Source organism: Nocardia albiluteola (assembly GCF_018860155.1).
GTDB lineage: Bacteria > Actinomycetota > Actinomycetes > Mycobacteriales > Mycobacteriaceae > Nocardia > Nocardia albiluteola.
Map to the genome: position 1 here is coordinate 461,586 of NZ_JAHKNI010000001.1, position 18,199 is coordinate 479,784.

The window sequence follows — 18,199 nt, forward strand, 5'->3', positions numbered from 1 at the left end:
GTATCGTCCTCGGAAGTGGTCGTGGCTTTACGGACGGGGCGTACGTTACGGATTCCGGCTCGGTTGCACCACATCTATAGGGTCGAATGTCCAGGCTCGAGTGGGCAATTGCCCCGGATGGAACAATCGCAGCAGCTCGTCCGGACCGGATGCTATATAGCCCAGCGAGCCCGCGAGCAGCGAAAACACCTGCTGTGGGGTCTCGCCCAGCGCGGCGCGGTCGCCGAGGGTGACCGCGCCGTCGCGTTTGGCCAGCCGCTGCCCTGAAGTATTGAGCACCAGCGGAACATGCGCATAGCGCGGCACCTCGAGCCCGAGCAGGGTTGCCAGATATGCCTGGCGCGGCGTGGAGGGCAGCAGATCGTCGCCGCGCACGACCTGATCGAAACCCTGGTCGGCGTCGTCGACGACGACGGCGAGATTGTAGGCGGGTACGCCGTCGCCGCGTCGCAGCACGAAATCGTCCACGACACCGCGATAGACGCCGTGGATCTCGTCGGCTATCTCGAATTCCGTTGTCCGCGAACGCAGTCGCAGCGCGGCGGGGCGCCCCAGCGCACGCCGCTGGGCGCGCTCGGCATCGGTGAGTTCGCGGCAGGTGCCCGGGTAGGCGCCCATCGGCCCGTGTGGCGCGGTGACCGCCTGCTGGACTTCCCTTCGCGTACAGAAACATTCGTACGTCAGACCGGCGTCGGTGAGTCGATCGATGGCCGCATGATGCCCGGGGGTGCGGCCGGACTGCCGGACGACCGGCCCGTCCCAGTCCAGGCCCAGGGCGGCCAGATCGGCCAGCTGACGTTCGGCGGCGCCCGGCTGCACCCGATCCAGATCCTCGATCCGGATGCCGAAGGCCCGCCCCGTGGAGCGGGCGAACAGCCACGCCAGCAGCGCGGTGCGCAGGTTGCCCAGATGCAGATCCCCGGACGGGCTGGGTGCGAAGCGGCCGCCGCCGCGATGCGGTGCCACGTTCAGCCCCGTAGACGCGGGCGCAGGCGGTCGGCGGGGATGTCGCGCTCGGCGGCCAGATCGGCCAGCAGTCGCTCGGCGTGTGCCACCAGAGCTGCACCGTCGATGCCGTACGGCCACGGGCCGAAGGTCTCGAGTCGACCAACCGCCCGTTCGAGCAGGGTCCTGGCGCCCTTGGGATTGCCGCGCTGGATGTGGGTGAGGCCGACCGCGTACTGCGCCAGGCCCTGCCACAGCATCCTTTCGGCGAACGGCTGGCTCTTCCACGCCGACTCGAGCACCTCGTGGGCACTGAAGGCCAGCCCGTCGTCGAGCAGGCGCTGCGCGTAGTCCAGGGTCTCGTCCGGCGTCAGGTCGAGGTTGTCCGGAACCCGCTCGATACCGGGGCTGCCGGGAGGTAGCGGACGACCGAATCGGTCGCGGGGCCGGGCATTGCGGGCATGTCCGGCATCGTCTCGATCGCGTTGCTCCACGATTCCATGATCCAGGACGCGGCGACCGCCGATTGTCCGGGCGGTCGTTACGGTCCGCCCGGTGGTCGGAATATGTACCGAATAATGGTTGCCGGGACCGAGAAATGATTGCCAGCTATATTTTGGCAAACAAATATCGGCGTTTCAGACTGGTGAGATAACCGCCGTTGAATTCGAAAAGAGAACCGCGCAACTTTGTGGAAACCTGCTACTGTGCTGAGCGGGGGCAATCCCCCCGCAAGGTGCGAAAAAGTGGACAGCACCGTGAGTCATGCAGAGCGCAGGCCGCACCCGTCGTGGGCGCGGCGAGGGATCCAAAGTGCCACCGATCCCGCTGCCAGAACGAATGAAACTAGCTAATTCTCGGTGTCGATGCAGCAAAGGAGCAACTGCCGTGAAGGTCGATACAGCCGGTGCCGTCTGGCGTAAGAGCAGACACAGTGGTCCCGACGGAAACTGCGTGGAGGTGGCATTTCTGGTGGACGGGAACGTCGCCGTCCGGGACACGAAGGATCAGGGGAGCGGGCCCGTGCTGGGATTCACCCCCGGCGAATGGGACGCGTTTGTTGCTGGAGTGACCTGGCAGGCGTAGCGGCGATCCCGCGCGCCGCGGCGGATCCGGCCGCCGCGGACCTCGGCACAACGAGCCCCGGGTCCGAAGAGACTCGGGGCTTTGCAGTGTCCGCAGGCGACTGCCCCGGCTGTCGATCACTCGGCGGACTCCTGCGCGCTCCGCAAAACCGCGAGTTGCTCATGATCCCGGGTCTGTTCGAGCTCGGCGAGCTGCTCGGTCTCGGCATCCGGGTCGGGACGGAAGAGGCCGCCGAGGCCGGGCTTGCCCGACAGACCCAGCTTGTTCAGCTTCTTCGGCACGGCCGCGCCCTGATATTCCAGGGGAATCGGGTGTCCCTGTCCATCCACCGGGCCCAGCGGCTGATGGATTTCGATGTATTCGCCGTGCGGCAGGCGCCGGATGATTCCGGTCTCGATGCCGTGTTCGAGCACCGCGCGATCGCCGCGCTGCAGCGCCAGGCAGATCCGGTAGGCGAGCAGATAGACCAGCGGTGGCGCGATCAGCAGCGCGATGCGGAAGCCCCAGGTCGTCGCGTTGAGCGAGATGTCGAATCGCAGGGCGATGATGTCGTTGACGCAGGCCAGGGTCAGCGTTGCGTAGAAGGTCAGCGCCATGGCGCCGATCGCGGTGCGGACGGGGACGTCGCGCGGTCGTTGCAGCAGGTTGTGCCGGACGACATCCCTGGTGATGCGCTTCTCGATCCACGGGTAGCTGATCAGCACGGCGAAAACCAGCGTCATCATGACCGCGACCCAGAAGGCCGCGGGAATGGTGTGCCCGAAGATGTACAGCTCCCACGGCGGTACCAGCCGCAGGAATCCATCGGTCCACATCAGGTAGAAATCGGGCTGGGTGCCCGCCGAGACCTGAGAGGGGTTGTAGGGCCCCAGATTCCAGATCGGATTGATCTGCAGCACCCCGCCCATGATCGCGACCACGGCCAGGGTGAACATGAAGAACGCGCCTTGATCCAGCGAGAAGACCGGCACGATGCGGGTGCCGATGACGTTCTTCTCGGTGCGTGCCGGACCGGGGAACTGGGTGTGCTTCTGGTACCAGACCAGCGCGATGTGCGCGGCGATGAGCGCCAGCATGATGCCCGGAAACAGCAGCACGTGCGCGATGTACAGGCGTGGAATGATGATCGTGCCCGGGAAATCGCCGCCGAAGATCAGCCAGTGCAGCCAGGTGCCGACGACGGGGGTGCTCATCATGATGCCGCTGAACGCGGCGCGCAGGCCGGTACCCGAGAGCAGGTCGTCGGGTAGCGAATAGCCGAAGAATCCCTCGAACATGGCCAGTATCAACAGAATCGAGCCGATCACCCAATTCGCTTCGCGCGGTTTGCGGAACGCGCCGGTGAAGAAGACGCGGCACAGGTGCACGATCATCGATGCAGTGAAAAGCAGTGCGGCCCAATGGTGTACCTGCCGGACGAACAGGCCGCCGCGCACGTCGAAGGTGATGTTCAGGGCGGACTCGTAAGCCCGCGACATCGACACCCCGTGCAGCGGCTGGTAGGTGCCGTTGTAGACGACCTCGGTCATCGACGGGTCGAAGAACAGGGTCAGATACACGCCCGACAGCAGCAGAATGATGAAGCTGTAGAGGGCGATCTCGCCGAGCAGGAACGACCAGTGTGTCGGAAAGACCTTGTTGATGGATCTCTTGACGAAACCGGCCGCCCGATATCGCTGATCCGCCGAATCCGCTTGCTCGGCGAGCGTGCGGCCGATGAGACCTTGACGTACTGCCATGGCAGTCACCCCACCCCGGGAGAGTGCTGAGTTATCTACTACAGACTGTAGCACTCGGGGGCATCGCGATCGGTGGATCAGCGGATATCGTCGTCGGTGTGAATTCGCTGGCGCCGCAGGATGCGACGAGATACTGGCTTTCGGCGCACGGCTGCAATGATCTGTTCCTGGTGTACTGCTTCGCTGACACGGGTCGCTCCGCGGAGTGGTTGCGGGCGGAGATCGCCGCGCGGGCCGCCGGGATCGGGGATCTGCGGGTGCGGCTGCGGGAACGGCGGTTTGCGTATCCCGCCTGGGAGCCTTGCGAGATCGACGACGATCAGATTGTCGAGCACAACCTAGAGGCGCCGCCGTGGTCCGCCGTCGTCGCGGCGCTGGGTGAGTTGCTGGGCGAGGGTCTGCGGGCGGACTCTCGGGCCTGGCGTGTGCATCTGTTTCGCGGGGTCACAGGGGCTCCCACCATCGGCGGTACATGCGGACCGGCGACGACGGCGTCTGCATCGACGACGAGCCGTACATCACCGGCCGGAGCTGAGGGGCCCGCGCTGGTCGCGGTATTACAGCTCTCGCATGCGCTGGCCGATGGGCAGCGGGCCGCCGCGATAGCGCGGGCGTTGTGGACAACTTCGGCCGTATCGCTGGATCGCCCGGCCGTGGAATCGGGATGGTGGGGGAATTGCGCGGCCGAGGCGTTCGCGTTGGCGGAGCTGCCGCTGCGGGTGGTTCGCACGATCGTCCGGGGATTCGCGGCCGCGCGGGCGCAACGCGAGCTGGCCGAACTCACCGAGCGAGGTGAATTGCCAGCGCCCGCACCGGTTTTCCCGCCGACGCTGCTCAATCGGCCACCCGCGCCGGTCGCGCACGCGGTGCGCATGATCGTGCGCGAGGACCTGCGGGTGCCCGGGCGCACGGTGACCGTGGTGGTGCTGACGGCGATATCCGTTGCGCTGTCACGTTACTTGCGAAACCGCGGTGAGGCGGTGGGGACGCTCGGTGCGCAGGTTTCGGTGGCGCTACCCGCGGGTGAGGCGTCTGTGGACAGCGTGCCTGTGGATAGCGCGGCTGTGGATCGTTCGTCTGTGGGCGGCGAGGACATGGACCGCTCACCTGTGGATGGCGGGGTCGTAGATCGTTCGGTTGTGGATGAAGGAGCCGTGGATCGCTCGTTTGAGGATGGTGGAACTGTGGATCGCATGTCTGTGGGTGGGCGACCTGTGCGGCCGCGGTCTGTGCATGAGCGCCTCGTGGACAACTTCCACATGTGGAGCCGAAAGCCTGTGGTGCGCAACAATTATCTGGACGTGAGCGTCGATCTGCCTGTGGATGAACCGGAGCTCGCCCGCCGCGCCGACCTGATCGCGGCCACCCTTGTGGAGCGCCGCACCCGGGCCCGTCACCCGCTGTTGCGTGCGGCCGGCCGCGTGACCGAGGTCCTTCCGGCTCCGGTGCTGCGGCGGGACATCGCCGGATACCCGCTCGACCTTGTTCCCGAGGCGATATCCGGAAATACGGTTGTCTCCAGCGTGAACCGAGGGCCCGCGGATCTGTCCCTCGGCGGCGGTGCGGTTCGCTTCACCGCGGGCTTCCCGGCGCTGGGCGCGGTCATGCATCTGACCCACGGTGTGCACGGTCTGGGCACGACGGTCACGGTGTCGGTCCACGCGGATCCGGCGGTCGTGCCCGACATCGATACCTATGCCGATCTTGTGGAAACAGCCCTCACCGAAACCGTCTCCGCGCTGCGCTCCTGACCCGGCGGGGACGGTGAGCCGATCGTGCACATGCACAGGAGGGCCCGGGGAGGTTCGGCACAATGCCGATACCGGGGGTACCGGGCGCCGTCGAGCCTGGGTGCCATGGCCGACGGGCAGATCGTGCGTGTCCGGCCGACGGTCACCGCGACCACGGTGCTGATTCCGCCGGTGCCGTGGGTCGGCAGCCCGCGGCCGGTGCTGGCGCAGGATTCGCCGTGGTGGCCACCGATTTCGACGGACGGGACGGATCCCAGCTGCTCAGCTTCGGCGAGGGGCATATGGCGCTGGACGGCATCCGGGCCGCGAAGAACGACCCGAGTCTGGGTCTGGCGGATTCCGCGGTCGCGCTCTACGGCTATTCCGGTGGCGGCAGCGGCACCGCGCGCGCCGCGGAAACGCATGCCTTGTATGCGCTCGAGCTGAAGATAGTGGGCGCGGCCATGGGCGGCGTCCCGGGCGATATGGTGCAGCTGGCGCGCGACAACATTCAGCACGACAACGGCATCGCGAATTTCACCGGCCCGGGCAATTTCACGATGTGGCTGGTGCTGGCCGATCTGCCGCCGGCGCCGCGGCTGCGGGTGGGAATCTGAGGCGCGGTTTCCCCGGGTGAATTTTCCGTCCGGAGTTGCGTGGCACATTGCCCGTTATCGCAGGTTTGCTGTGTTAGGTTTGCCCGGAAGTTTCGAGCCGCACGATGCTTCCGAGGGGATCTACTTGGGCGCGATGGACGCTGATCTGCCGACCCTGGACTGGCTGGCGGGCGTACTCACCACCCATGCCGAGGCGATCGGCAAGGCCCGGATCACGGCGGTGGTAGTGATGCCGGGCTCGCCCGTGCAAGACCTGACTACCGAGGTCAGCGCGGGTGCGGCGGCGGCGTTCGGCCTGCTGGGCGAGAATCTGCGGGACATGGCCGAGGCGACCCGGACCACCCGGAATTTCTGTGCCGAACTGGACGCGGCATTCGCGGCGCAGCTGCGCCGGTACACCGCCGGCGAGCGGTCGCGATGACCACCACGATCGGCCGAGTCCGCGGCTGCAATCCGCGGTCCATGGTCGGTTTCTCCGCCGATCTCACCGCGCAGAGCAACATCTTGGCGACCGAAATGGAACGGGCGAATCGCGACGTCGACAGCGCCATGAACCACTGGAAAGGCGGCGCCGCCTCCGCGGCATCGGCCCGCGCGCTGTCGCATAAGCTGGCTGCCAATCGTCTCGCGAAAACACTCGTCACGCTGGCCGGCCATTACGACGCCTACGGCGCCGAACTCGACGGCTACCGGACCTCGCTGCTGTATATCGTCGATCACGACATTCCGTTCGCGGGCATGGCGGTGGACGACGAGGGCAATGTCACCGCGCCGCAGCAGGGCATGGACAGCCACGCCGCCGACCTCCAGACCCGCGTCAAGACCCTGTTGAATCAGTTCGCGGATACGGAAGGAAAGGCGGCACAGGCAATCTCGGCAGACCTACGGGATCTCGCCGAATACGCGAAGTCTCCCGACGCCGCGCAGGTCCGGCCCCAGGTGCCGGACATCATCGAGGGTAGGGCGCAACTGCCGTCGGATCCGCAACAGCTGCATTCCTTCTGGGAGACATTGACCCCGGCGGAGCGGGACGCACTGTGGCAGCACGATCACTACCTGGGCAATCGCGACGGCCTGCCCGCCGTGGATCGCGACCACTACAACCGCATGACGCTCGACGACGAGCTCGCCCGCGCCCAGGCCGGTGACCCCGCGGTGAAGGACAGCTCGGTGACCTGAAAACCGTTGCGGCCGAGGCCTGCAAGCCCGACCGTTACCTCGAACGCAACCGCCGCGGTTGGCTCGAGGGCTGAGCCCGCGGGATCACTTCCCGGCCCGGCCGCCCAATTCCGATGACCTGGCGCGGGCGAGTTCGGTGATCGCGCTGGCGGCGTGGCGCTCGAAGCGATCGCGGGAGACGTCCAGGGTGCCGTCCAGCCAGGGGCTGTACAGGAACGCCATCGTGCCGAAGATGGCGTGGGCGTTGAGCCGGATATCGGTGTCGTCGAAGGGGTGTCGCTTGTGGCCACTGGCCAGGCTGGCGGCGATGGGTTGGGTGAACTCCACGACGTGCCGGTTGCCGCGTTCGCGCAGCGCCGGGGTGGCCTGCGACTCCACGAACATGATGCGTCCCCGCCGGTGGTCCTCGTCCATGTAGTCGGTGAAGCGGCTGATGACGTGCTCGAAGATCCGATCCCGTTGCGGGGGAGCGCTACTCAGGGCCGCGATCAGACGATCGCGGCCGCCGAGCACCACGTCGTCGAAGACGGCCAGCTGCAGCGCCTCCAGGTTGGCGAAGCTCTCGTAGAAGTACCGTTCGGTCAGGCCCGCCTCGCGGCATACCGCGCGCATCGACATGCCCGTGACCCCGACGGTCCCCATCAGCTGCATGCCCGCGTCGAGCAGCTGCCGGCGGCGGGTCGCGGTGCGGTCGGCGGGCTCGACACCGCGCCAGCGTCGCGATTCACCCCGAGGCTCCTCGGTAGCAGTTGGCATGCCCCGCATCCTCTCACGACGGCCCCCCAATGTTGACATCATGCGCTGTTGACATCGTGTGATGTCGATAACTAATCTTGGTTCACTGCCGCCTCACAGCGGCGAATTCCTAGCCATTCCTTCACCTTTCGGCATTTCGAGCGTTTCAAGGAGAACGCGATGAGGTTCGGGCAATCAGCACAATCGGTAGTGCTGCGCATCCTTCATCCCGGTGGACTGTTGTCCGCGGTTCAGATTCAGCGGCAGGCCCAGTTGACGGGGTGGAGTACCCGCAACGCGCTGGCGCGGCTGCAGGCGCGAGGTCTGGTCGTCCCGATCCCGTACAAGGGGTGCTGGCAGATCAGCGACCGCGGTCGCGGGGCGGTAGCTGCCATGCCGATCGAATCGTGGCGGTCGCACAGCCGCTGACATCGCGGATCGCCGCAGCGAGGTCCGTCGGGACGGACCCCGAGCACCAACATGCCGCTGTGGTTGAACTCGAGCGGGTGGCACAGTGGATCAGGCACTGTGGTGGTCACCGAGCACTGTTTCCGGCCGTCCGGGGAACCGCGGAACGGTTGCGGCGCAGCGGTTTCGACGGCCTTGCGCACGCCGTCGTCGGCGAGGATGTAGGCCGCTGCGGGTGTGTCGACGACCCCCGATGCGACGACGTTGAGGGCGACGCCGACTCCGGCCCACTCCGATGTCGTTGCGACTCGTCTTTCTGGCCACCGGAGTCGCTGTGCTCGTGCTGGGCCTGATCTATTATCGCGCGTGGTGACACGGCGCCTTTCTGGGACGACCAAAGCCTCTGGCGCGGAGCCTGTTTCGATCGTTGGTCGTGGTGCGGGGGGAGGATCGCCGCAGCGGTAGTTCGAGGTTGCATCGACGTCCAGGACGGTTGCGGCGAGTTCGATGTGTTGCGCGCTGTGTTTCGGTGGTGCGGTTTGTAGGTGGCGTAGGGTCTGCTGGATCCGTTCCCGACCCTTGGAGAAGCGATGGCGGACCGTCATCTGATTGACGTTCATGTTCTTCTCGTCGACGGCGATCGCCTGCTACTCACCCAGCGGACCGGGAACGACCCTTTCTCGAGTCGCTGGCACCTTCCCAGCGGCAAACTCGACGCCTGCGAGCCGATCACCGTCGCGGCGGCCCGTGAAGCGTACGAGGAGGTCGGAGTGGTGATCGACCCGGCCGACCTGCGCGTTGTTCACGTGGCGCATGTCGCGGGGTCTGGGCCTGAGGCCCGGCTCGGGCTGTTCCTGTACGCCGCCCGGTGGCAGGGGGAACCGTGGAACCGGGAAGAGGAAATGGGCAAGTGCTCTGCCGTGTGCTGGGTGCCGCTCGACCAGGTAGCCGAGTGGGATGTGATCGAGTACTCGGCCGTGGGCATCCGCGCCTTCCTTGATGGCGCGGCGGCGTCGTTCAGCGAACACGGCTGGGTACCGGCGGGCGTCTAGCCTCGTAGGTGGGCGTACTGGGTGCGGCTGAGGCAGGTCAGCTTGTCGCGGACATCGCTGACCGGGGCGTCCGAAAGTTGTAGCCCCAGGCCGCTCTGACCGCGCCCCAGTGGCCGCCCATGCCTGGACGGGAATCATTGTGTGGCCGTGTCGATTTACTGTGGCACATGGCGAAACATGCTCTGGCAGTGCGGCATCGGCGATGAGCGGCGGTGCGACGCGAGGCGCAGCCGGGGCGGTGAAGGAGCGGCCGCAGCGCCACTAGCCCCGGACTCGGAAGCCCGTGGATGCCGTCATCGGGTCCGCGGGTCATGTGGTGTCATGCGCAGGTCGACTCGTAGAAGCGGCACTATTGTGTATCACCTCAGCGATCGAACGTCCGTACATGCCGCTGAGCGGGCCATCCGCAGTCGCACGAACTACGGCCTGCGCAGGTCGCACAGCCGCTATCGACCCCCGCTTGCCGCAAGGGGGCCAACCGGCTGGGCCCGGATCTGTTGCCCAACCGCCCGCGAACATTTGGCGGCACCATGGCGCGACTTGTCCGGCTCCGAGACGAACGAAAAGAGCTTCGCACCGTGGTCGGTGCGAAGCTCTTCACAAGTCGCGATGAATCAGATCGCGCGGACGTCCTTGGCCTGCGGGCCCTTCTGCCCCTGCTCGACCGAGTACTCGACGCGCTGGCCCTCATCGAGGGATTTGAAACCTGAGCCGCTCACGGCCGAGTAATGCACGAAGACGTCCGGGCCGCCATCATCCTGAGCGATGAAGCCGAAGCCCTTCTCGCCGTTGAACCACTTCACACTGCCTAGGGCCATGTTGTAGACCACTTCTTTTCTGTTGATGAGCCGGGCAACTTTTTAGCAAGAAGCCTGTTCTCAGCCATTCATTGTACTGCACCCGAAGCCGACCCCACGCACCGCCCTGGCTTGCGGATCTACCGGACGGATCGTCCGCTTCAGTGAACTTCTTCGGCACCTCGGCGCGACGTGGAGTGCGAGTCTGTTCGCCCGCGGCTACGGGTGCCCGATCAGCACTGCCACTCCGAGTCGGATACCGGCTCACGCGATTCGGGCAGATCGAGGCCGAGCATCGCCAACAGATACGCGCAATCGGCGACGTCCAGTGCATGGCTGGCGACCATCTTGGCTGCCAGCGCTTTTCGTTCGAGATCGGCCACTTGCTCAGCGGCCCGGACTTCGGCGAACACGGATGCCGAACCGGGTAGTCGGTCGCCGTCGGCGGCGGTCATGAAGGCTCCTTGCGGATAGCCCCGACCGAATACCGGTGCCTGCGATCGAGGACCGACAATCAACAACAAACCGCTACATCTCACGTGACGGCCGCTGATCGGATTCGGCTGATGCTGACAATACCCGATCCGCTGCGGCGATGAGCTCGGCCTGCTGATAGTTGTCGCGGCCCTGGTCGGATGGCAGCTGCGGCGCGGACGGTACTTTCGGCTGCGACCGGCCACCGGCTCACGGCGCCCGCCCGGCGCGGTGTGGGATGAGGGATGCCATGAACGCGAAGAGGAACCCGTGCTTGTTCGCAATCGTCTCGGGGGCGTTGCCGACTTCGTGCTCGAGCCAGTTGACCCATGCCGGAACGGCGACATCATTGATGGCATCGACAGGCAGAAGTGCGTCGGAATACCTGATCAGGTCGTTGCGGAGGTAGGCCCGGTACCGGTTCCGGGTGCCATCTTCGACAGGTTCGACATGGCGAAGGTCACTCGGTAGCGAATGCTGGATACCACCCGCCGACATCCTCTCAGATGTCTGAGCTGTTGACCGCGGTGTTGACATAAGGCCGGGCCAGAGACCGAAAAAAGTCTCTGGCCCGGCCATACGTTGGCGGAGGATAGGGGATTTGAACCCCTGAGGGCGTTAACCCAACCCGCGTTCCAGGCGAGCGCCATAGGCCACTAGGCGAATCCTCCGCTCAGCAATATACCGGGTGACACCCCGAGGTCACCAAACGGGCCCGTCAGGGGTCATTTGTGCAGAGCGGTGAGCACCTTTTGCAGCTGGGCCTTGCAGGTCGTTCCGGCGTCGGTGGCGTTCGGGGGATTCTCGGTCTCGATGTGGAATTTGATCTTGACCGAGAGGTTGGAGTCCAGCGCCGCGCAGGTGTAGTCCAGCGTGTTGAAGCTGGAGTAGTTCTGCGTCTCGGTGGCGTAGTAGGCCTGCTCGCCGATGCCGGACAGCACGCCCGAATCGCGGCCGCTGCCGGTCGTCTTGGTGTCCTCGTCCTTCCACATGTTGTAGTCGGGCGAGCCGTAGGCATCCTGGAACTCGGCGTCCAGGTCCAGGTCGGAGCCCTCGCTGCCGTATTTGCCCGCGCCGTCGTAGCCCGCGGTGCAGTTCAGCGAGCCGCCCATCAGGTTGTCGCCCGCGCGCTCGGTGTGCTGCGGATTGGACTTGGGGTTGGGTGCCCACTTGGACAGCACCGTCAGGTCGACCAGGCTGCAGGCGTTCGTGACGTTGGTCATGGCGTAGTTGCCGCTCATGTTCTTCTTGCCCAGCAGCGAATCGGTGGCCTTGTGGCTCGCGCTCACCACGACCAGCGTCACCCCCAGGCCCATGATCGCCACCAGCCCCACCACGCCGCCGATGATCCACGGAGCCTTGCTGCGCTGCGGCGGGCGCGGGGGCTGCTGGGCGTATCCAGCGGTGTATTGCGGCGCGGCATAGGCGGGCGGCGCGGCGACCGGCTGCGGCCGCGGCGTCGGCTGCGCATAGGTCTGGCCCGGATACTGCGTATAGCCCGACGTGCCGTACGGCTGGTTCCCGCCCAGAACGGTTGGATCGGTGCCGGTGAGCGGGGCGCCGGGACTGGTGCTGGCCGGCGTGGACCACCACTGATTGTCGTCGTTCGGCGGCTCGTCCTGTGGTGGGTTGCCGACTGTCATCTGTTCTTCCTCCGGTCGTGGCGCCGAAGCCCCCTTGCAACACGTCGGACAGATCGTAGCGAGTTCGGCCTCCCCCGTCGCGTGGCATTTGCCTAGGCCGTTTGCGGACCGGGCGGCGCGACCCGCTACACTGGCCGACGGATCCCGCGCGGCGCGCATCCTGTGAACTCCCCCAGGGCCGGAAGGCAGCAAGGGTCAACGGGCTCTGCCGGGTGCGCGGGGTCCCCTTATATAACGGCCCCTCCAGGCCGTATCCCCCGCATCGATGCGGAAGACAGCGTATAAAAATCTTCGCCCGGTCGGCGTACTTCGGGGAGTAACGTGGACGCCTGGACCGGCGTGAGCCGTGTCCGTGAATCCCACCATCACCGCTTGGAAAGGCTGTTGAGTGATGTCCCGGCAGATGCAGATCGGTTTGATGAGCCATGCGGAACTCGTATCCGAACACGAGACGCAGACCGCGAACTACGCGAAGCTCCAGACCGAGAAGCTCACGCTGGACCTGACGCGAGGTAAGCCGTCACCGGAACAACTCGACCTGTCCGCGGACCTACTCACCCTCCCGGCCGGTGAGTTCCGCGATGCCGCCGGCACCGACCTGCGCAACTACGGTGGCCAGCAGGGACTTCCGGAACTGCGGGCCATCTTCGGTGAGCTGCTGGGCATTCCGGTTGCCAACCTGCTGGCCGGCAACAACTCCAGCCTGGAGTTGATGCACGACGTGCTGACCTTCGCGTTGCTGTACGGCACAGCCGATTCGGAGCGTCGCTGGGTGGACGAGCCGGTGGTGAAGTTCCTGTGCCCGAGCCCGGGCTACGACCGGCACTTCGCGATGTGCCAGTCCCTCGGCGTGGAGATGATCCCGATCGCTATCGGCCACGACGGCCCGGACGTGCACGCCATCGCCGAACTGGCAGCGGCGGATCCGCAGATCAAGGGCCTGTGGGTGGTGCCGAACTACTCCAACCCGACCGGCGTCACCATCTCCGAAGAGATTGCGCGCGAACTGGTTTCGATGCCGACCGCGGCGTCCGACTTCCGGATTTTCTGGGACAACGCCTATGCGGTGCATCCGTTGACCGATACCGCCGAGCCCTCCCTCGACGTGCTCGGCATGGCGGCGGCCGCCGGAAACCCCAACCGCCCCTTCGTCTTCGCGTCCACCTCGAAGATCACCTTCGCCGGTAGCGGCGTCAGCTTCCTGGGCGGCTCCACCGCGAACCTGGACTGGTATCTGCAGCGCGCGGGCAAGAAGAGTATCGGCCCGGACAAGATCAACCAGCTGCGGCACGTGAAGTTCTTCGCCGACGCCGACGGCGTGCGCGCCCACATGCAGAAGCACCGCGCGATCCTGGAGCCGAAATTCAAGCTGGTGCTGCGGATTCTGGAGGATCGCCTGGGCGCCTCCAAGCTGGCGTCCTGGACCGAGCCGAAGGGCGGCTACTTCGTCAGCCTCGACGTGCTCGAGGGCACCGCGACCCGGGTCGTCGCGCTGGCCAAGGATGCCGGAATCGCGCTCACCCCGGCGGGTTCGGCGTATCCGTACGGGAATGACCTGGACGACAAGAACATTCGCATCGCGCCCAGCTTCCCGTCGGTATCCGACCTGGAGAAGGCGATGGACGGCCTGGCCACCTGTGTGCTGCTCGCGGCCACCGAGAAGCTGATCGCACGGTAGTACCTCCGGCGAAAAGGGCAGCCCCGGTGGATATCCGCCGGGGCTGCCTTCTTTCCGTGGCTATTGCGGCTTGTGCGCCAAGACCGCGAACATGGTCACCGACAGGTGGATATCGCCGGATTCGGCGCCTGCCTCCAGGTCGGCGAGCAGTTTCTCGCGCTGTTCCTCGGTGATGGCGCCGCGCGCCACCGCCATCGCGGAGACGCGCGCCACCAGCGCGCCGGCGCCGATGCTGCTGTCCTGGACCAGCGCATGCGATCCGACCTCGTCGATCACCAGTCCGGCCTGGCGCAGCAGACCGGGCAGGCGACGCCCGGAGAACGGGTTGGTGGTGTTGGTGGTCAGCGTGTCGATCACCGCCTGTACCACCTGCCGGTTACCGGGATGCACGATCGCGGTGCCCCAGTCGCTGTCCATCACCACCACGCGGCCGCCGGGGCGCAGCACGCGGGCGATCTCCGCGGTGGCGCGGGCTGGCGCGGTCAGATGCTGGAAGACGCGCTCGCACAGCGCCGCATCGAAGGATTCGGCGCCGAACGGCAGGCCGTAGGCGTCGCCGGGTGCGAATTTCGCGGTCGAACCGGCCTCGGTGGCGCGGCGCTGTGCCGCGGTGAGCAGTCCGGGATCGGGCTCCACGCCGACCGCCAGGCCCTCGGGACCGACCGCCTCGGCCAGGGCCATGACCTCCGATCCGGTGCCGGAGCCGATATCGACCGCGCTCTCCCCGGCCCGCACGGCCAGGGCCTCGTGGGCCCAGGCCCGCAGGCGGTGGATGCCGGGCAGCGCGGCCTGCAGGTCGCGGACGTCGATGAGCTGATCATGTCCTTCGCGGTCGAACCGGTCAGGTCGCCGGGCGGGGGGCGTGGAGTTGGGTGTGGGCGCCATATGACTTGCCGTTCCATCCGTCGGCGCCGTATTCACCGTGGGTATCACCAAAGTGTCAGGCATATGGCAGAGCCTAACCGGCGGGAATGGCTACTCGCCGGTTCGTTTGTGCTTGGCGTCATAATTGGGTTCATGAGCCCATCGCTGTGCCTGGCCCAGGAGCCCGAAGCGGACGAATTGCTGTCCACGGATTCGTTCGCGCTGCTCACAGGGATGCTTTTGGATCAACAGTTTCCCCTCGAGCACGCGTTTCGCGGGCCGCGCAAACTCGCCGACCGCATGGGCGGATTCGATATTCGCAAGATCGCGGCCGCGGATCCGGCCGAATTCGAGGAACTGGCCTCGACACCGCCGGCGATCCATCGGTACGGCCGCTCCATGGCCCGCCGGACGCAGGAGCTCGCGCGGTACGTGCTCGAGCATTACGACGGGGAAACCGAAAGAATCTGGACCCTGGATGATCCGGACGGCAAGGAGGTACTGCGCCGGCTGAAAGAACTTCCGGGATACGGCGATCGGAAGGCCAAGATCTTCCTGGCGTTGCTGGGAAAGCAGCTCGGCGTGCGGCCGAAGGGGTGGGAGAAGGCGGCGGCGGAGTTCGCGGAGAAGGGTTCGCGGCGCTCGGCCGCCGATATCACCGATGCCGAGACGCTGCTCGAGGTGCGGGCGTTCAAGAAGCAGGAGAAGGCCGCGGCGAAGAAATAGTTTCCCCGCAGAGACAGTCGGTGGCAGGCATCGACGAAGAGCTGATGGCTCAGGTGGCCGCCGATTCCGGCGCGACCTCGTCGGCGGTCTGCGCGAGCCATTCCCGGCGCAGGCTCAGGGTGCTGATGCCGTAATCCAGCACCAGGCGGCCGTAGCGGGACAGGTTGTCCGCGTCCCAGTCGATGGTTTCCTCGGTGGTCTGCAGCTCCTCGATGTGCCGGGTGAGGTATTCGACGCCGTCGAGCAGGTAGCGGCGGGCCTGCTCCGGATCGAGCTGTCCGAGGAAGAAGATCCGGAGCAGGGCCTCGTCGCGCAGTGGACGCTTGGGCGGGACCTCGGTGAGCCAGTGCCGCAGCTCCTCGCGGCCCGATGCGGTGATCTCGTATTCCTTGCGGCCGCGCGCGCCCTCGGCGGTCACCTCGATCAGACCTTCCGTGGCGAGTTTGCCCAGCTCGGTATAGAGCTGACTCTGCGTCGCGGGCCAGACGCCGGCCAGCGACATGTCGAAGGTTTTCAGCAGGTCGTACCCGCTGGCCCGGCCCTTCTCGACGAGCAGGCCGAGTACCGCATGACGAAGGCTCATGCTTCCTAGGTTAACAGGTTTGACTCGACATATCACTATTGACATGTCTGATCAGATACTTCTAGTCTCAACCTGTCAGAACTGGAATATGCCGTGAAAGGCGCCATCATGATCAAGAACTACGCTCGGTCCTTCCTCCCGTGGATCGTCTTCGCGGTCGTCAGCGGCTTCGACGTCCGAGCGGGCGCGGTGGCCGGCCTGGCCGCGGCGCTGATACTGCTGATCAACGAGCGTCGCTCCGGAATGCCCTGGGACGCATTGATTCTTGATATCTCGACCGGTGCGTACATGTTGGTCATCGCCGTATTAGCCTGCGCTGCGCCACATCTGGCTGTTCTGCAATACGGCACGGCGCTGTCGTTCGGCTGGCTGGCCGTGACCGCGTGGTTCGGGCTGGCGATCGGGCGCCCGTTCACCACCGGCATCGCTCGTCGCCAGGTTGATGAATTCATTGCCACCACACCGCTTTTCCGTCGAATCAATGTCGTGATCACGACGGTCTGGGCGATCTGCTTCACGCTGGACGCGGTGACGCTGACCGTGTTGCAGATGCGGTATCCGCACGCGACGACGCCGCTGCTCATCGCCAAGTTCGGATTCTTCGTCCTGGCCGCGGTCTTCACCGCGCGGTATCCGGATATCGCCAGGCGGCGAGCGGGTTTCGGCGACACGGCGGATGCCGAAGGCGGGCGGCTCGCATAACTCGCCGGCCCGCGTGGCAGATACGCATCGGTCCCGGTGGCGCAATGCCGCCGGGACCGATTTGTGTGTGCAAGGGGATCAGCTGCTGCTCGCGGCGGCCTCGGCGAAGGGAATCCGCGCCGGGAGTACGGTGGTCCGCTCCACGGGCGGCCTCCACAGGCCGCGACGCCGCAGGATGGGCAGCACGCCCTCGCCGAACCAGTACGCCTCCTCCACATGGGGATAGCCCGAGAGGATGAACTGGGTTATCCCCAGGCGCGAGTATTCGATCAGGCGCTCGGCGACCTCCTCGTGGGAGCCGACCAGGGCGGTGCCCGCGCCGCCGCGCACCAGCCCGACGCCCGCCCAGAGATTGGGGGCGATCTCCAGGCGATCGGTGCTGCCGCCGTGCAATTCCAGCATCCGCCGCTGTCCCTCGGAATCGGTGCGCGCCAGATTCGCCTGCACGCGTTCGATATCCGCCGGATCGATCGCCTCGAGCAGCCGATTCGCCTCGGCCCAGGCCTGTTCGGAGGTGTCCCGGGTGATGACGTGAATGCGCAGTCCGTAGTCGAGCTTGCGGCCCTGGTCCACCGCCAGGCGGCGAATCCACTCCAGCTTCTTGCTCACCGCGAACAGCGGCTCGCCCCAGGTGAGATAGGTATCGGCGTATCGGGCGGCGACGGGTCCCGCCGCGGCCGAGGAACCGCCGAAGAAGACCGGCGGGACCGGATCGGGATGGTTGTTGAGAAGGGCATCGGTGACGCGAATATGCTTGCCCTCGAAGCTGATCGGCTCCCGCGCGGCCCACAGGTTGCGCACCACGTCCAGGAACTCGCCGGTGCGCTCGTAGCGCTGTTCCTTGTCCAGGAAGTCCCCGTAGGCCTGCTGTTCGTGTGGTTCGCCGCCCGTGACGACGTTGAGCAGCAGCCGTCCGCGTGAGTGCCGCTGGAACGTCCCGGCCATCTGCGCGGCCAGCGTCGGGCTGACGAGCCCGGGCCGCAGCGCCACCAGGAACTTCAGTGCCTCGGTGGTTTCCACGAGCATGGCGGTGGTGAGCCAGGCGTCCTCACACCAGGCGCCGGTCGGGGTGAGCACCGCCTCGAAGCCGTTCTCCTCCGCGGCGCCGGCGATCTGGTTGAGATAGCGCAGCGAGGCCGGGCGGTCGCCCGCCATCGAGGTGCCGTGGCCGCCCGCGACCAGGTCGCGGGAGTCGCCGTAGGTGGGCAGAAACCAGTGGAAAGACAGACTCATTCGAGCGA

Annotated in this window: 20 protein-coding genes, 1 tRNA gene and 1 other RNA gene; 11 read left to right on the forward strand and 11 right to left on the reverse strand. The window is 66.2% G+C overall.

Going from position 1 to position 18,199, the window contains the following annotated elements; all coding sequences use genetic code 11:
* Window positions 1–45: 45 nt before the first annotated feature.
* Window positions 46–966 carry a tRNA glutamyl-Q(34) synthetase GluQRS gene (gluQRS, locus tag KO481_RS02110; protein WP_308166245.1) on the reverse strand — a complete coding sequence of 307 codons (921 nt, stop codon included), beginning with the start codon at window positions 964–966 and terminating at the stop codon, window positions 46–48.
* 2 nt (window positions 967–968) lie between these two features.
* A complete protein-coding gene (locus KO481_RS02115; RefSeq protein ID WP_215915200.1) occupies window positions 969–1,439 on the reverse strand; it encodes a DUF309 domain-containing protein in 471 nt (156 codons plus the stop codon).
* Window positions 1,440–1,833: 394 nt separating this feature from the next.
* On the opposite strand from KO481_RS02115, the gene KO481_RS02120 reads away from it, so the two are divergent.
* A complete protein-coding gene (locus KO481_RS02120; protein ID WP_308166247.1) occupies window positions 1,834–2,031 on the forward strand; it encodes a DUF397 domain-containing protein in 198 nt (65 codons plus the stop codon).
* 116 nt (window positions 2,032–2,147) lie between these two features.
* Here KO481_RS02120 and qcrB read toward each other — a convergent pair whose 3' ends face one another.
* A complete protein-coding gene (gene qcrB, locus KO481_RS02125) occupies window positions 2,148–3,770 on the reverse strand; it encodes a cytochrome bc1 complex cytochrome b subunit (protein ID WP_215915201.1) in 1,623 nt (540 codons plus the stop codon).
* Window positions 3,771–3,868: 98 nt separating this feature from the next.
* Here qcrB and KO481_RS02130 point away from each other — a divergent pair, with 98 nt between their 5' ends.
* The 4 genes from KO481_RS02130 to KO481_RS02145 all read left to right on the forward strand — a co-directional run bounded on the left by KO481_RS02130 (window position 3,869) and on the right by KO481_RS02145 (window position 7,296).
* The gene (locus KO481_RS02130) at window positions 3,869–5,521 is read left to right on the forward strand and encodes a WS/DGAT domain-containing protein (protein ID WP_215915202.1); all 1,653 of its coding nucleotides are present in this window, start codon (window positions 3,869–3,871) and stop codon (window positions 5,519–5,521) included.
* Window positions 5,522–5,739: 218 nt separating this feature from the next.
* A complete protein-coding gene (locus KO481_RS02135) occupies window positions 5,740–6,117 on the forward strand; it encodes a lipase family protein (protein WP_308166249.1) in 378 nt (125 codons plus the stop codon).
* Between the two features lie 133 nt (window positions 6,118–6,250).
* A complete protein-coding gene (locus tag KO481_RS02140) occupies window positions 6,251–6,538 on the forward strand; it encodes a hypothetical protein (protein ID WP_215915204.1) in 288 nt (95 codons plus the stop codon).
* Window positions 6,535–7,296 (forward strand): hypothetical protein, encoded by a 762-nt coding sequence (locus KO481_RS02145; protein ID WP_215915205.1) that lies wholly within the window; start codon window positions 6,535–6,537, stop codon window positions 7,294–7,296. Before KO481_RS02140 ends, KO481_RS02145 begins: the two co-directional genes overlap by 4 nt.
* Window positions 7,297–7,380: 84 nt before the next feature.
* On the opposite strand, the gene KO481_RS02150 is transcribed toward KO481_RS02145, so the two are convergent.
* The gene (locus KO481_RS02150) at window positions 7,381–8,052 is read right to left on the reverse strand and encodes a TetR/AcrR family transcriptional regulator (protein ID WP_215915206.1); all 672 of its coding nucleotides are present in this window, start codon (window positions 8,050–8,052) and stop codon (window positions 7,381–7,383) included.
* Between the two features lie 159 nt (window positions 8,053–8,211).
* Between KO481_RS02150 and KO481_RS02155 the strand changes: the two genes are divergently transcribed.
* Entirely contained in the window at window positions 8,212–8,460 is a 249-nt protein-coding gene (locus KO481_RS02155; protein WP_215915207.1) for a helix-turn-helix domain-containing protein, read from the forward strand.
* Window positions 8,461–9,029: 569 nt separating this feature from the next.
* The gene (locus KO481_RS02160; RefSeq protein ID WP_215915208.1) at window positions 9,030–9,491 is read left to right on the forward strand and encodes an NUDIX domain-containing protein; all 462 of its coding nucleotides are present in this window, start codon (window positions 9,030–9,032) and stop codon (window positions 9,489–9,491) included.
* Window positions 9,492–10,105: 614 nt separating this feature from the next.
* On the opposite strand, the gene KO481_RS02165 is transcribed toward KO481_RS02160, so the two are convergent.
* From KO481_RS02165 to KO481_RS02180, 4 genes are all read right to left on the reverse strand, one after another.
* Window positions 10,106–10,309, reverse strand: a complete 204-nt coding sequence (locus KO481_RS02165) for a cold-shock protein (protein WP_215915884.1) — start codon at window positions 10,307–10,309, stop codon at window positions 10,106–10,108.
* Between the two features lie 212 nt (window positions 10,310–10,521).
* Window positions 10,522–10,743, reverse strand: coding sequence for a hypothetical protein (locus tag KO481_RS02170; protein ID WP_215915209.1), 222 nt, complete (start codon window positions 10,741–10,743; stop codon window positions 10,522–10,524).
* A gap of 602 nt (window positions 10,744–11,345) precedes the next feature.
* Window positions 11,346–11,433, reverse strand: a tRNA-Ser gene (locus KO481_RS02175).
* Between the two features lie 54 nt (window positions 11,434–11,487).
* Window positions 11,488–12,405 (reverse strand): hypothetical protein, encoded by a 918-nt coding sequence (locus tag KO481_RS02180; protein WP_215915210.1) that lies wholly within the window; start codon window positions 12,403–12,405, stop codon window positions 11,488–11,490.
* A 136-nt stretch (window positions 12,406–12,541) separates the two neighbouring features.
* Between KO481_RS02180 and ffs the strand changes: the two genes are divergently transcribed.
* Together ffs and KO481_RS02190 are read left to right on the forward strand one after the other, a co-directional pair.
* An RNA gene (ffs, locus tag KO481_RS02185) (signal recognition particle sRNA small type) lies at window positions 12,542–12,636 on the forward strand.
* 160 nt (window positions 12,637–12,796) lie between these two features.
* Complete coding sequence (locus KO481_RS02190; RefSeq protein ID WP_215915211.1) at window positions 12,797–14,083, forward strand: aspartate aminotransferase type Ic; 1,287 nt, start codon at window positions 12,797–12,799, stop codon at window positions 14,081–14,083.
* A gap of 60 nt (window positions 14,084–14,143) precedes the next feature.
* On the opposite strand, the gene KO481_RS02195 is transcribed toward KO481_RS02190, so the two are convergent.
* Window positions 14,144–14,968, reverse strand: a complete 825-nt coding sequence (locus tag KO481_RS02195; protein WP_215915885.1) for a methyltransferase domain-containing protein — start codon at window positions 14,966–14,968, stop codon at window positions 14,144–14,146.
* A 132-nt stretch (window positions 14,969–15,100) separates the two neighbouring features.
* Here KO481_RS02195 and KO481_RS02200 point away from each other — a divergent pair, with 132 nt between their 5' ends.
* Window positions 15,101–15,673, forward strand: coding sequence for an HhH-GPD-type base excision DNA repair protein (locus KO481_RS02200; RefSeq protein ID WP_215915212.1), 573 nt, complete (start codon window positions 15,101–15,103; stop codon window positions 15,671–15,673).
* A 49-nt stretch (window positions 15,674–15,722) separates the two neighbouring features.
* Here KO481_RS02200 and KO481_RS02205 read toward each other — a convergent pair whose 3' ends face one another.
* Window positions 15,723–16,256: a PadR family transcriptional regulator gene (locus tag KO481_RS02205; RefSeq protein ID WP_215915213.1), complete on the reverse strand. Its 534-nt coding sequence runs from the start codon at window positions 16,254–16,256 to the stop codon at window positions 15,723–15,725.
* A 189-nt stretch (window positions 16,257–16,445) separates the two neighbouring features.
* Here KO481_RS02205 and KO481_RS02210 point away from each other — a divergent pair, with 189 nt between their 5' ends.
* A complete protein-coding gene (locus KO481_RS02210; RefSeq protein ID WP_308166250.1) occupies window positions 16,446–16,958 on the forward strand; it encodes a hypothetical protein in 513 nt (170 codons plus the stop codon).
* A 78-nt stretch (window positions 16,959–17,036) separates the two neighbouring features.
* On the opposite strand, the gene KO481_RS02215 is transcribed toward KO481_RS02210, so the two are convergent.
* Window positions 17,037–18,191 carry an LLM class flavin-dependent oxidoreductase gene (locus KO481_RS02215; RefSeq protein WP_215915215.1) on the reverse strand — a complete coding sequence of 385 codons (1,155 nt, stop codon included), beginning with the start codon at window positions 18,189–18,191 and terminating at the stop codon, window positions 17,037–17,039.
* Window positions 18,192–18,199 lie beyond the last annotated feature (8 nt).

What these genes read in the sequence shown, in the direction of transcription:
- qcrB (WP_215915201.1), bottom strand. Translation starts at nt 3,770, where the DNA reads ATGGCAGTACGTCAAGGTCTCATCGGCCGCACGCTCGCCGAGCAAGCG.
- KO481_RS02140 (WP_215915204.1), top strand. Translation starts at nt 6,251, where the DNA reads ATGGACGCTGATCTGCCGACCCTGGACTGGCTGGCGGGCGTACTCACC.
- KO481_RS02145 (WP_215915205.1), top strand. Translation starts at nt 6,535, where the DNA reads ATGACCACCACGATCGGCCGAGTCCGCGGCTGCAATCCGCGGTCCATG.
- KO481_RS02150 (WP_215915206.1), bottom strand. Translation starts at nt 8,052, where the DNA reads ATGCCAACTGCTACCGAGGAGCCTCGGGGTGAATCGCGACGCTGGCGC.
- KO481_RS02155 (WP_215915207.1), top strand. Translation starts at nt 8,212, where the DNA reads ATGAGGTTCGGGCAATCAGCACAATCGGTAGTGCTGCGCATCCTTCAT.
- KO481_RS02160 (WP_215915208.1), top strand. Translation starts at nt 9,030, where the DNA reads ATGGCGGACCGTCATCTGATTGACGTTCATGTTCTTCTCGTCGACGGC.
- KO481_RS02165 (WP_215915884.1), bottom strand. Translation starts at nt 10,309, where the DNA reads ATGGCCCTAGGCAGTGTGAAGTGGTTCAACGGCGAGAAGGGCTTCGGC.
- KO481_RS02170 (WP_215915209.1), bottom strand. Translation starts at nt 10,743, where the DNA reads ATGACCGCCGCCGACGGCGACCGACTACCCGGTTCGGCATCCGTGTTC.
- KO481_RS02180 (WP_215915210.1), bottom strand. Translation starts at nt 12,405, where the DNA reads ATGACAGTCGGCAACCCACCACAGGACGAGCCGCCGAACGACGACAAT.
- KO481_RS02190 (WP_215915211.1), top strand. Translation starts at nt 12,797, where the DNA reads ATGTCCCGGCAGATGCAGATCGGTTTGATGAGCCATGCGGAACTCGTA.
- KO481_RS02195 (WP_215915885.1), bottom strand. Translation starts at nt 14,968, where the DNA reads ATGGCGCCCACACCCAACTCCACGCCCCCCGCCCGGCGACCTGACCGG.
- KO481_RS02200 (WP_215915212.1), top strand. Translation starts at nt 15,101, where the DNA reads ATGAGCCCATCGCTGTGCCTGGCCCAGGAGCCCGAAGCGGACGAATTG.
- KO481_RS02205 (WP_215915213.1), bottom strand. Translation starts at nt 16,256, where the DNA reads ATGAGCCTTCGTCATGCGGTACTCGGCCTGCTCGTCGAGAAGGGCCGG.
- KO481_RS02215 (WP_215915215.1), bottom strand. Translation starts at nt 18,191, where the DNA reads ATGAGTCTGTCTTTCCACTGGTTTCTGCCCACCTACGGCGACTCCCGC.